The 9,527-nt window shown below is 52.7% G+C and carries 23 protein-coding genes; 1 reads left to right on the top strand and 22 read right to left on the bottom strand.

The window, feature by feature from the left end; genetic code table 11:
• Positions 1-254 precede the first annotated feature (254 nt).
• The 22 genes from NE584_RS01075 to NE584_RS00970 form a co-directional block, all read right to left on the bottom strand.
• On the bottom strand, positions 255-626 hold the full coding sequence (locus NE584_RS01075) for a class I SAM-dependent methyltransferase (protein WP_256181414.1): 372 nt from the start codon (positions 624-626) through the stop codon (positions 255-257).
• Positions 623-1,006 (bottom strand): hypothetical protein, encoded by a 384-nt coding sequence (locus NE584_RS01070; protein WP_256181413.1) that lies wholly within the window; start codon positions 1,004-1,006, stop codon positions 623-625. The genes NE584_RS01075 and NE584_RS01070 overlap by 4 nt, the downstream gene beginning before the upstream one ends.
• A gap of 12 nt (positions 1,007-1,018) precedes the next feature.
• Positions 1,019-1,279, bottom strand: coding sequence for a hypothetical protein (locus NE584_RS01065; RefSeq protein WP_256181411.1), 261 nt, complete (start codon positions 1,277-1,279; stop codon positions 1,019-1,021).
• Between the two features lie 14 nt (positions 1,280-1,293).
• Positions 1,294-1,509, bottom strand: coding sequence for a hypothetical protein (locus NE584_RS01060; RefSeq protein WP_256181410.1), 216 nt, complete (start codon positions 1,507-1,509; stop codon positions 1,294-1,296).
• A gap of 207 nt (positions 1,510-1,716) precedes the next feature.
• Positions 1,717-2,085, bottom strand: coding sequence for a hypothetical protein (locus NE584_RS01055; RefSeq protein ID WP_256181409.1), 369 nt, complete (start codon positions 2,083-2,085; stop codon positions 1,717-1,719).
• Positions 2,082-2,303, bottom strand: a complete 222-nt coding sequence (locus NE584_RS01050) for a hypothetical protein (protein WP_256181408.1) — start codon at positions 2,301-2,303, stop codon at positions 2,082-2,084. The genes NE584_RS01055 and NE584_RS01050 overlap by 4 nt, the downstream gene beginning before the upstream one ends.
• A gap of 11 nt (positions 2,304-2,314) precedes the next feature.
• Positions 2,315-2,746, bottom strand: coding sequence for a hypothetical protein (locus NE584_RS01045; protein WP_256181407.1), 432 nt, complete (start codon positions 2,744-2,746; stop codon positions 2,315-2,317).
• Positions 2,725-3,327 (bottom strand): hypothetical protein, encoded by a 603-nt coding sequence (locus NE584_RS01040; protein WP_256181406.1) that lies wholly within the window; start codon positions 3,325-3,327, stop codon positions 2,725-2,727. Before NE584_RS01040 ends, NE584_RS01045 begins: the two co-directional genes overlap by 22 nt.
• A 14-nt stretch (positions 3,328-3,341) precedes the next feature.
• Entirely contained in the window at positions 3,342-3,680 is a 339-nt protein-coding gene (locus tag NE584_RS01035) for a hypothetical protein (RefSeq protein WP_256181405.1), read from the bottom strand.
• On the bottom strand, positions 3,677-4,009 hold the full coding sequence (locus NE584_RS01030; protein WP_256181404.1) for a hypothetical protein: 333 nt from the start codon (positions 4,007-4,009) through the stop codon (positions 3,677-3,679). The genes NE584_RS01035 and NE584_RS01030 overlap by 4 nt, the downstream gene beginning before the upstream one ends.
• A complete protein-coding gene (locus NE584_RS01025; RefSeq protein ID WP_256181403.1) occupies positions 4,006-4,326 on the bottom strand; it encodes a hypothetical protein in 321 nt (106 codons plus the stop codon). Before NE584_RS01025 ends, NE584_RS01030 begins: the two co-directional genes overlap by 4 nt.
• On the bottom strand, positions 4,323-4,676 hold the full coding sequence (locus tag NE584_RS01020) for a hypothetical protein (RefSeq protein WP_256181402.1): 354 nt from the start codon (positions 4,674-4,676) through the stop codon (positions 4,323-4,325). Before NE584_RS01020 ends, NE584_RS01025 begins: the two co-directional genes overlap by 4 nt.
• Complete coding sequence (locus NE584_RS01015) at positions 4,648-4,827, bottom strand: hypothetical protein (protein ID WP_256181401.1); 180 nt, start codon at positions 4,825-4,827, stop codon at positions 4,648-4,650. The genes NE584_RS01020 and NE584_RS01015 overlap by 29 nt, the downstream gene beginning before the upstream one ends.
• Positions 4,828-4,954: 127 nt before the next feature.
• Positions 4,955-5,254, bottom strand: a complete 300-nt coding sequence (locus NE584_RS01010; RefSeq protein WP_256181400.1) for a hypothetical protein — start codon at positions 5,252-5,254, stop codon at positions 4,955-4,957.
• 7 nt (positions 5,255-5,261) lie between these two features.
• The gene (locus tag NE584_RS01005) at positions 5,262-5,513 is read right to left on the bottom strand and encodes a hypothetical protein (protein WP_256181399.1); all 252 of its coding nucleotides are present in this window, start codon (positions 5,511-5,513) and stop codon (positions 5,262-5,264) included.
• A complete protein-coding gene (locus tag NE584_RS01000) occupies positions 5,510-5,833 on the bottom strand; it encodes a hypothetical protein (RefSeq protein ID WP_256181398.1) in 324 nt (107 codons plus the stop codon). Before NE584_RS01000 ends, NE584_RS01005 begins: the two co-directional genes overlap by 4 nt.
• Before the next feature lie 9 nt (positions 5,834-5,842).
• Positions 5,843-6,199 (bottom strand): hypothetical protein, encoded by a 357-nt coding sequence (locus tag NE584_RS00995; protein WP_256181397.1) that lies wholly within the window; start codon positions 6,197-6,199, stop codon positions 5,843-5,845.
• A 209-nt stretch (positions 6,200-6,408) separates the two neighbouring features.
• Positions 6,409-6,567: a hypothetical protein gene (locus NE584_RS00990; protein WP_256181396.1), complete on the bottom strand. Its 159-nt coding sequence runs from the start codon at positions 6,565-6,567 to the stop codon at positions 6,409-6,411.
• Positions 6,568-6,789: 222 nt separating this feature from the next.
• Complete coding sequence (locus NE584_RS00985; RefSeq protein ID WP_256181395.1) at positions 6,790-6,954, bottom strand: hypothetical protein; 165 nt, start codon at positions 6,952-6,954, stop codon at positions 6,790-6,792.
• A 121-nt stretch (positions 6,955-7,075) separates the two neighbouring features.
• A complete protein-coding gene (locus NE584_RS00980) occupies positions 7,076-7,576 on the bottom strand; it encodes a hypothetical protein (protein ID WP_256181393.1) in 501 nt (166 codons plus the stop codon).
• Entirely contained in the window at positions 7,573-7,836 is a 264-nt protein-coding gene (locus NE584_RS00975) for a hypothetical protein (protein ID WP_256181392.1), read from the bottom strand. The genes NE584_RS00980 and NE584_RS00975 overlap by 4 nt, the downstream gene beginning before the upstream one ends.
• A 199-nt stretch (positions 7,837-8,035) precedes the next feature.
• Positions 8,036-8,362 carry a helix-turn-helix domain-containing protein gene (locus NE584_RS00970; RefSeq protein ID WP_256181391.1) on the bottom strand — a complete coding sequence of 109 codons (327 nt, stop codon included), beginning with the start codon at positions 8,360-8,362 and terminating at the stop codon, positions 8,036-8,038.
• Between the two features lie 142 nt (positions 8,363-8,504).
• Here NE584_RS00970 and NE584_RS00965 point away from each other — a divergent pair, with 142 nt between their 5' ends.
• Positions 8,505-9,524, top strand: coding sequence for a DUF4236 domain-containing protein (locus tag NE584_RS00965; RefSeq protein ID WP_256181390.1), 1,020 nt, complete (start codon positions 8,505-8,507; stop codon positions 9,522-9,524).
• Positions 9,525-9,527 lie beyond the last annotated feature (3 nt).

Below are 9,527 nucleotides of genomic sequence, written 5' to 3'. Positions count from 1 at the left end.
GAATTCCACCGCCTCTTCATCCGGGAAAAAGAACAAGTCCTTAATTGCGGACATCTCCTCCCAGGTGGGGCACCACTTCTGATTCTTCGGTGTCACACTGACATGCTCCCACGCTACTCCATCTCCGATTTGGTCAACGCTGGCGAGCACATGGAACGAGCGGCCATTGACATAGACCTTGAACGCCCCGGATTTATCAGTCTGGGGCCATATCGGATGTTTTACCCGGTATTCATCTAATTCTCGTAGGTTCTTCATAGGTTTTTCAGAGCCTCCTCCATAAACCAAATTCCTTTCGGCTTCAAAAAGTCCCCGTAAACGATATTCCGCTTCAAAATCTCCTCCGTTCCTGGCAGGACTTCCAAGAGCCTCGCTCTGGCCTCAACAACATTGTCCTGGAGGATGTCAATACCGAATATCGTGCTGGCGGCCTCGTCCGGTGTCATACCGGCAGCGTGCTTCCGCCTTGCGATTTCAACCAGGAAGTTCCCATTCCCGCAAGCGGGTTCAAGGACATTCCCGGTCCACTTCGGTATCAGGTCGCACATTGCCTTGACCTCCCGTTCTGCGGTGAACACCTCTCCATGGTCTCTGACCCGTTTCTTGCTCTTGATCTGGCCGCTCAACCGTACACCAGCTCCCCGAATATCGCATACTGGATGATGGCATCGGCGCACCCGGCGTCGATGTTGCAGCAGTCAACCTCGGAGCCTTGGACAGCGCCATATTGGTCTCCGCCGTTCTCAATCCAGAGCTGAAAGCCCTTCAGGAACTTTTCCAGGTCGAGCCAATACTTCTCCCCGCTTTCCATGTCGTAGAGCTTCAGCATCCCGCCCCGGCTGATCTGCTCGCTGGCGTACTCCCCCAAATAGTCCCCGATGACCTCCGCTTTGAAGCACCAGTAGTCAATTCCGCCTTCAAGGGCCGCTACCATGATGTCGTCGATATCCTGCTGGGTCAGATCGACGTTGATTTCCGCCTTCACGGGAAACTTCTTCTTTTCCATGTTTCATCCTCCTCAATACTGGAGCTCGTACAGCTTCCTGACAGATGCGTACACAGCCCCACGGCTTCTGTTCTTCAGCAAACACCACTTAATCGTCGTTTCCTTTGGATAGTTGGTGCTGTGGAGCGTTTCAACTCCGACAACATCAAGATTTTCGTCGAGCAGTTGAACGGAGAATACCGCTTCTACGACAGCTTCCTGGTCGTCCTCCACATATTCATCCAGTTGCGGAAGGCTGTCGTGTACGCTTCCGTCTCTCTTGAGATATTTCATGGCGATTCCTCCCTTCAGAACGTGTATTCCACGTCTTCCTCGATGGGCCACTCCCGGTCGCCCGCCGGACAGCCGGGGATATAGGTTTCTCCGTCCAGACTGAATTTCCCGATGTTGAACAGATCCTGAATCATGCCTTTTCCGGCCGGGCCGCCCTTCTCGATTTCCGTAATCTCTCTTTCGGATAACATTACGGTAACGCCCAGGCGCATCCATACCGCCTTCTTCACTGTGTTGACCTCCTATCTATCTTCTATGGTGGTGTTTTGATCTACAATCTTATCTTACAATGCCTACCGCCGTGGTCAATAGAGAAATACACGTTTTCGTTTATTTTTCTAAATGAGTGGGCCACCTATGCTTTTTGACGAATTCCAAATGGGTGGTAGGTTGCTGCGGGCCGCTGGAAACGCTCCTATCTGGTCCGGCCCCAGTCATCAGGAATGCCGGACTTCCCCAAATAGAGCAAACTGAACGATGCAGTCCGCATCAATCATGGTGACATCCTCTGGGACAAGATGCCCGTCCTCTACCCGAACGTGGCAGCCCTCCTCCAGATAGAGCCGGACTCCCTTTTCAAATTTTTCCGGCGTAAGGCTGTACGTTTCTCCGCCGATCCGGTCGTGGATCAGCACCCTCCCGCCAAGGCCGACCTGCTCGCATACCCTTTCACCGAGCTTTCCGCCGCTGGCCCAGATCTTATCGGCCCAGAGCGAGATCCCGCCAGCGTTGAAGGCGCTGAACAGGATAGAATCCACATCTTCCTTTCGGATGTTGACCTCAATCCTAGCTACCAATTTCATCACGCTCTCTTTCTCTTCTGATTGAAGCGGCAACTATCAGTCTCCCGGTCATAGTCACAGGGTAGCGCATCATCTGCGTGTTGGCACTCATCGCAGAGCATGAGCCGGTTTCCACAGGCCGGGCAAAATGACTTATAACCCCTGTCCTCGACGTTCCAGGTCATCTCAATCTCGCTTTCGCAGTGTGGGCACCATTCAGTGACCGTGTACTCTTCGCTCATAATTTCCTCCATCAAAACTTGTAATAGGAAATCTGCCGGAGTTCGGCGTGGCCTGTTTCGTATGCGCCGGTTGCCACCGCCTCCTGAAATCCATATCCGATTTCGTAAAGGATGCCGCTCTCCTCAATATCGCTGCCGAAGAACCCCCAGCAGGAATCAAGCTGATTCCAGTCGTCTTCATCGTCCCCGGGTTCTCTTTCATAGAGTGTGTATCTGTACACGTCTCCGGTGAGCATCTTATCGTACAGCTCCACATCACCCTTCATAGCCTCGACAGCACGACCCCTCCAGGTCTTATCGGTCAAGGCCCGGGTGAGGTAGCTCCAGGTGGACGGTGCTCCCTCATGCTTGTGCTCAATACGAATACGCTCCCCGTTTTTGTCAAGAACGTATTCGGCCATCTCTCGCATAACGGTTTCTTTCAGAGCGATGATCCATCCCACACACCCAGAATCCCAGCGATCAGCGTACTGCCCGACACGGGCGCCGCAGGACATCGTGATCCCCGAGTGGGGTCATACAGCCAAAGTGGCATCCACTCCGCATACGGCTCCATGAGGGTCATGCAATGGCCCACATTCAGGTCATCCATCAGGTGATAGACCACGCTGTCCTTCGCAACATCCTCATACTCCAGAGTCTCCTTCGGCTCAGTGCTCCCAACCGCCGTCCTCCAGTAGCAGGTTTCGTAGATGTCATAGATCCCTTTGGCCTTCCATTTCAGGCGAATGCCTTGGAGCTTTCCGTCTCTGGCCGCCTTGAACACCTCCTCTTCCGGCACGTTTTCACGCACAAGCCGCCGCCAGAAGTCCTCCGGCTCATCATCCTCGATCTTGTCACCAAGACGATACCGCCGGTGCCAGCAGGCCATGATCGTTACATTGTCCATATCCGCTCGTGGGTTCATCGGCATTTCGTCCTGCTGGATGTGTAGGCAGTAGCACTTGCCCTCGTTCTCCCACTTCACCGTATCATCATCGTACAGGTTGAGAGAAGCCGGCTTGGCCTTTTTCAGTGCAAGCATTTCTATCCCTCCAATCAATCGTCGTCAATTACTTCGTCCACTGCTGAGGACGGGTGCTGCCAGTCGCAGTACCAGAACAGGCGCTCGGCCAATTCAAGACTTCCGTTACATTCCTCGATGAAGTCGTTGCCGGTGTAGCAGTTTCCGACCACTTCGTCAATAGTTTCATCATCAGTGATGCAGGTGCTTCGCGGAATCATGTTCAGATACACGTCCGGGATATAGATGATTTCATCCCCGGCTCTGAACTGATCCGCCTTGAAAATATCGCAATCCTGCCCGGGGACGAAGTCGAAGGCATCATCCATGGAGTAGCCGGCCTTCAAATGGTCCCGCAGTTCCGCTTTTGTCATGCCGCATCACCTCTCAATTTCAGGCCATACACGGGGACCCGGTTCTTCACGGCTCCGATCTCCCACCAGGACCCGTCTCCGTAATAGTCCTCAGCATAGACCGTCCGGCGGTCTGTGGTGACCAGGGCGCTGATCTGGCGCCCGGTGTAATCCCGGTATCTGAAGTTCTTCATGGCCGCCAGAATATCTACATCGTCGAGATCCGCACCCACGGCAGGCTCGACCTCCAGCGTTCCCAAGTAGAACCGCTCATTTTCCTGCCAGCCGCTTTCATCCAGAAACACGTCGAGCAGATACACCTCGAACTTCTGCTTCTTATCTTCGTTCATTGGCTCGCCTCCCTATCTCCGATAAGCCACTCCATACACTCCATCCTGCCAGGAAACTCCTCCGTCCAAGCGTGGCCGGTTTCATTGTCGATTCCGACGACTTCAATTCCGGTATCGAGCAGAAACAGTCCCCTCGGCTCCCGGGTGTTGATGATGTCCTCTGCCTCCTTCTGGCTAATACACCGATACCAGCTCCGGTCCTCATGGACTACACCGCACTTTTGGCAGGCCCAGACCGGAGTGCCAAACTCGTCGATCTGGATATTCCGAACAGTGAGTTCTCCGCAATCCGGGCAGACAACCGCTTCCAGAATCATCCTGCCACCTCCTTCTGGTATTCCTCCTCTGCCTTTCGCAGAGCATCGGCCAGCTCGAACGCCATTTCCTTGATGGCGTCCGCATCATCAATGAGGGTGCGGATACTATCCGGCACTCCCCTTTTCCCTCTGCTTTCCACCCACATCTCAGCGTGCTCGTCGGGGTCGAAATCGTATGCGTATTCCCGAACCTGCTCTGCCACACGGGCTTCATCGTTTCCCGTGATGGTGAAGATGAAGTCCTCCCCCGCCGGGCTGTACTTTTCAAACTCGATGCAGTCGTCGTAGATATGTACGGACCAGTCCAGCAATTCAGCGGCATCAATGAGCACATCCATTAACTTCGGCATGAACCTCACCTCCCTCGGGCTTGTAGAATTCTGCGGCCATATTATCGGCGCACATCTGGTCAATACCCATCCGCTCAAACCGGCGGTATGCCCGCTCCTTTTCCCCCTGGTCTCCGGCGGTCAGCAGGTCCATTATCAAATCGAACAGCATTTCCGAGACACCTCTTTTTGATACCAAACGGTAATCTAACTATATCTTTACTTTACGACACCGACCACCTAAGTCAATAGACCGGGCAAAAGTTTTCAAAAATATTCGGAACCGTTTATCTTGCTATTCAAGCATAGTCAGAGGCGAACTGAGCAAGTTCTTTCGTGGAGCCAATCTCCTGCCCAAACAGGTGGTTCTTCGGCACCAGCTCACACTCCCCCGTCTTCTTCTGGTGCAGGTAAACCGGGAACTCCTTCACAGCCTCCAGGATCTTCTCCATGCTTTTGGTGGAGAGATCAGAAAATATATCTTTAGGCACCTCGAAACCGTCTGGCTCCCCATCTCCGAAGTAGCAGCTGCACTGCTGGTAAAACCGGTCTTTCCGGTGGTTCCTTGCGTGGCGCATGGCCTGTTCATAACCGGTCACGCTGTCATCATCCCCATCTCCCCCTCCACCACTCCAGATCCGCCGGGTCAGCCGGAACGGGTCTCACCTGCACCAACTCGACATCCTTCCAGTTTCTCTTTTCATCCAGGCGGTTCCAGCCGTTGAACATGAACAGCTTTCCGTCCTTCTCGAAAAACTTATGAGTCGCCGTGCTTACATCCGGCGTAATATCCACGAACCCCGCATCTTCGATGACGGTGACGGCGTCTACATGGTGTCCGCTTTTTAGAACGATCATGGTGCCTCCTCCTTTCTTCCCTCCCGGAACTTTTCCAGTTCCTCTTCCCAATTTTCAATCCTGTCAATGTTGGTTCCACAGCCGGCACTTCTGCACAGATCTACCGTATCATTTTTTCTTATGATTCCGCTCAGAAATTCGTACTCTCCTTTATCGTGTCCTGTAAAACTGGAAACAAGTGCCTCGCTTGCTGCAAGGCGGAGCCGGAGATCGCAGTTTTCCATCCTCAATGCTCGGTTTTCGTAGATGATTTCTGCAACTTCGAGCATCATATTCTCCGCTTCTATGCGCCGAATATCTCTCTTATAGTGATTTACCATAAACCCCTCTTATTCAATCTCCCCACAGGCCATCAGCCGTCGGGTCTCCGCATCGGCCAGGTGATAGCGCAGCCACCAGTCCTCAAGCCGCTTCCATTCTTTCTCCTGTTCCCGCTCAAATCCTTCCCGGTCTTTCCGATCCATGGCATAGACGTACCCCTCGAACTCTCCCTCAAAGCAACACCAGTAGTCGGTCCAGATCCCCCGGGTGTGCCAGAGCAGATTCAGGATGGCCGTCATCTCCTCACGGCTTTCGCAGATGAACCGTGCCCGCCGGTATCCGAACTTAACGTCCTGCCAAGTCAAATGCAGACCGTGCTTTCTAGCAAACAGAGCCATCCTCTGTTCAAACTTTGGATTTTCCATAACATCACCTTCTTTTACCATCTGGTAATAAACAAGCATAGTAAGCCTCTAGCAGGCCGCAGAAGGCCCGGTATCTTTGGGTATGAAATTATACCACCCACTCCCTGTTCCTCCGTTCCCGGCCTTTTTCCGGGATTTTGCAAGGTCATACGAAGTTCAACTGGATTTCATCCAGCACCTCAATCAGAGTTGGTGTCTCCCGGACCTTCTCAATGTGGTGTGAAGCCAAGATCCGAGCCATCGCTGGACTCCTCCATCACATATTCCCGGTCCTTCTTGCAGAGGTCGATGGCCGCTTTCTTTGTTTTGCAACCTTTACGATCAGACAACTCAACATCGTCGTTGGAGTACGCTCTCCAAACAATCATCTTTATCCTCCTTTTCGTTAGGGCCGGATGGGAATATCGACTTTGTACCTGCTGATCTCGCAGTCCTCGTCGATGATCCCTTTCCGCTTCATGTCTTTCAGATCCTTTTCGACCTGCTCCTCGGTTCCTCCGATTTCGACGGATTTCCCGGTCCTCTAGTTGTAAACTCTTGCATAGGTCTTCTGGGTGAACACTTCCGCAGGTTCAGGTCCACTCTTCCTTTTATCCAGCAAGCTCGACATTGAACCGAACCCCCATTTCCATCAGCTTCTCTTTACCGTTGTGGGCGATGCACTCTTCAATCAGAGCGTTTACGTCATCTACGGTTCTGCCAAATCCGACCAGAACCAGGTGTCCTGACGGGTAAACAGCTACTACTGCGAACATCTTCTTCAACTCCTTCAGGTAGTTTGGATTTTCTACAATCTTATCTTAACAGACCCACCTGCGGTGTCAATATGTTTTCAATGATTTTATAAAATATTTTCCTATATACACGTTTTCGATATTAAAGACTGCTCGCGCCCGCCGCCAGAGACCGCTTAATTTCAAGAAGCTCAAGCAGGATGCTGTCGATTCTCCTGCTGATGTCCTCCTTCTTTTGGGCAGGGGCTTTCTTCTTTTCAGCAATAGACTCATCTTCTTGCGATGCTCGGCCTGCCTTGGTGGCACGATATGTAAGCACTTCTTCCAGGAGCCATTTCTTTGTCTCTTCTGGGCATGTCGTGTACTTCACCAGTCGCTTTCCAACGCCGCCTGTCACGAAGTTCAGCTTTACCCGCCGGTATCCCTGTGTGGTCTTGACCGGATACTCAAGCTTCGACGTAACGATGTCCGGCCGGTCGCTCGTATTCCGCTCCATCCACTTTGTCGGGGCCTTGATTCCACAGGCTTTCAGAATGTCAACAGCAGAGAAGTATGTCTTATCTCCATGGACAAGCACCCGAATCGTATGGGCTGTGCTGCTGATCTCCAGTGCATTGTCATCGAGGTCGCTTCTCTCAATCATTTTTGTCCCCTCCTTTTTGCTTCATTGGCTGCAAACACCGCGTCGCAGACCTCCATGTGGCCGCTCAGTTCCTCCAGTTCGACGATGATCTTCTGGAGCATATCCCGGAGGCCGTAAAAGGCCATCGTCCCCACTTCTCTCTCCCGTTCATCCGGGGCTTCATCTCCTACATCTACAAGGTGGAGGAAGCTGCGCTCAAAAGCCTCCAGGAGAGCATCTGCTTTCGCTGCATCATTTCTGATTTTATCCGGCGTTACCATATACCTGTCATCCTTTCAAAAGTTCAGGAAATCACCGGTTTCTACCGATATTCATTTGATTTCCTGTAATCTTATCGTAATATACCTAGCGTCTAAGTCAATAGAGCCAGAAAATGTTTCCTATGCGGTAATTTGTAGTACCATTTGGTATCCATACGACAAACAGAGCCCCAGGTCATTTCCTGTGGCTCCGATTATTTCAGTCTTCGGTTGCGCCCAGAGCAGCCCTAATCATGGCTGTCATCATGCGGATCTGGCTCGGGGTGGCATTTTTCAGCAGGTCGGTCAGTTCATCTAAATCGGTAGCGCCAGACCCCTCCAGCACATCGGCAAGCAGGTAGCTCGGCGATACCCGTAGCTCTTTGCAGATCGTCACAAACACCGGCAAGCTAGGTATCTTAGCCCCAGATTCTATCTGCCGCATATAAGTATCATTGATGTTGCACAGCTCAGACAGGCGTTCACTCGTTATGCCTCGGTCCTTCCTCGCTGCATTGATTCTCCGCCCAAGTAGCTTGTCACCCACTCATAGCACCTCCTAACTGTAATCTAACAGTATATATTTCGTGCTCTTTTAGACTACAATCCGATTGACGGTCATAATAGCCACTGCTAGAATACAGTATGTAAGCCTATGGACTACACAATATTGAACGGAGGTCAAATTTATGGGTTGGAGGTACAGAAAGAGCATCAACCTGGGAGGGGGATTTCGGGTTAATCTGAGCAAGAACGGCATAGGGTATAGCTGGGGCGTCAAGGGCTACCGGATGACCAAAACCGCAGATGGCCGGACGCGGCAGACCGTGTCCATACCGGGCACCGGAATCAGCTATGTCGAGGAGCATGGGAAGCGGCCGGCAGGCCATCAGGCGGGTGCTGCACAGCAGCAGCGAGATCCGATGGCGGACTACACCGGCGCTCAGAGGGTGACTTCTGCTGATGCCAACACACTCCGGTCCCCCGAGTACGACGAGCTGTTCAAGGAAGTCAAGAGGGTCAAGCTCCTGCGGACTGTACTGATCGTGCTGGCAATCCTGACTGTGGCGGCTACTCCGGTGTGCGTTCTCTGCCTGGTGGCGCTGGCAGCCCTCTTCATCAAGGGCCGCCCATCCATCATCTACGAGTTCGAGGATGATGAGCAGGTGAAGTGGGACCGGTTCTCCGCTGCCTGGAGAGCCGTGGCTGCCAGCCAGTCCTTGCAGGAAATCACCCTCACCGCCACCAGCAAAAACTCCAGGAAGACCGCCGGCATCAAGAACGCAGTTGATACCATGAAGATCTCCGCCGGCGGCAAGCTCCCCTGGTATCTGAAAACGAACATCTCTCCGGTGGTATTCAAGCTCCAGAATCAGCAGATGGCCGTCATGCCGGACCGGCTCCTCATCTTCGGCAAAAAGCAGTTCGGCGCTTTGGATTACAGCGAGATCAAGTTTGACATCTCCGCTTTCGGGTTCCTGGAGGGCGGCCAGGCTCCTACCGATTCCGAGGTGGTGAAGATGGTATGGGCCTATTCCAATAACGACGGCTCCCCGGACCGCCGCTACGCCAATAACAAGCAATATCCCGTTCTGAAGTACGGCAAGATCATCGTCACGTCCCAATCCGGCTTGAACATTCAAATCATCTGCTCAAACGAATCGGCATCCGACGCACTGAACACCATCATCAACGGCCCGGAGGAATGAGCG

The sequence above is a fragment of the Clostridium sp. DFI.5.61 genome (genome assembly GCF_024462915.1).
In the GTDB taxonomy this organism is placed as follows: domain Bacteria; phylum Bacillota; class Clostridia; order Oscillospirales; family Oscillospiraceae; genus Lawsonibacter; species Lawsonibacter asaccharolyticus.
Note: the sequence above shows the minus strand (reverse complement) of the source record. Positions and strands in the feature narration are given on the sequence as shown.

Bases quoted from the DNA above. Each gene is read 5' to 3' on its own strand.
- NE584_RS01070 (WP_256181413.1), bottom strand. From the start codon at position 1,006: ATGGAAAAGAAGAAGTTTCCCGTGAAGGCGGAAATCAACGTCGATCTG.
- NE584_RS01065 (WP_256181411.1), bottom strand. From the start codon at position 1,279: ATGAAATATCTCAAGAGAGACGGAAGCGTACACGACAGCCTTCCGCAA.
- NE584_RS01050 (WP_256181408.1), bottom strand. From the start codon at position 2,303: ATGAGCGAAGAGTACACGGTCACTGAATGGTGCCCACACTGCGAAAGC.
- NE584_RS01040 (WP_256181406.1), bottom strand. From the start codon at position 3,327: ATGCTTGCACTGAAAAAGGCCAAGCCGGCTTCTCTCAACCTGTACGAT.
- NE584_RS01035 (WP_256181405.1), bottom strand. From the start codon at position 3,680: ATGACAAAAGCGGAACTGCGGGACCATTTGAAGGCCGGCTACTCCATG.
- NE584_RS01030 (WP_256181404.1), bottom strand. From the start codon at position 4,009: ATGAACGAAGATAAGAAGCAGAAGTTCGAGGTGTATCTGCTCGACGTG.
- NE584_RS01025 (WP_256181403.1), bottom strand. From the start codon at position 4,326: ATGATTCTGGAAGCGGTTGTCTGCCCGGATTGCGGAGAACTCACTGTT.
- NE584_RS01020 (WP_256181402.1), bottom strand. From the start codon at position 4,676: ATGCCGAAGTTAATGGATGTGCTCATTGATGCCGCTGAATTGCTGGAC.
- NE584_RS01015 (WP_256181401.1), bottom strand. From the start codon at position 4,827: ATGCTGTTCGATTTGATAATGGACCTGCTGACCGCCGGAGACCAGGGG.
- NE584_RS01005 (WP_256181399.1), bottom strand. From the start codon at position 5,513: ATGATCGTTCTAAAAAGCGGACACCATGTAGACGCCGTCACCGTCATC.
- NE584_RS01000 (WP_256181398.1), bottom strand. From the start codon at position 5,833: ATGGTAAATCACTATAAGAGAGATATTCGGCGCATAGAAGCGGAGAAT.
- NE584_RS00995 (WP_256181397.1), bottom strand. From the start codon at position 6,199: ATGGAAAATCCAAAGTTTGAACAGAGGATGGCTCTGTTTGCTAGAAAG.
- NE584_RS00990 (WP_256181396.1), bottom strand. From the start codon at position 6,567: ATGATTGTTTGGAGAGCGTACTCCAACGACGATGTTGAGTTGTCTGAT.
- NE584_RS00985 (WP_256181395.1), bottom strand. From the start codon at position 6,954: ATGTTCGCAGTAGTAGCTGTTTACCCGTCAGGACACCTGGTTCTGGTC.
- NE584_RS00980 (WP_256181393.1), bottom strand. From the start codon at position 7,576: ATGATTGAGAGAAGCGACCTCGATGACAATGCACTGGAGATCAGCAGC.
- NE584_RS00975 (WP_256181392.1), bottom strand. From the start codon at position 7,836: ATGGTAACGCCGGATAAAATCAGAAATGATGCAGCGAAAGCAGATGCT.
- NE584_RS00965 (WP_256181390.1), top strand. From the start codon at position 8,505: ATGGGTTGGAGGTACAGAAAGAGCATCAACCTGGGAGGGGGATTTCGG.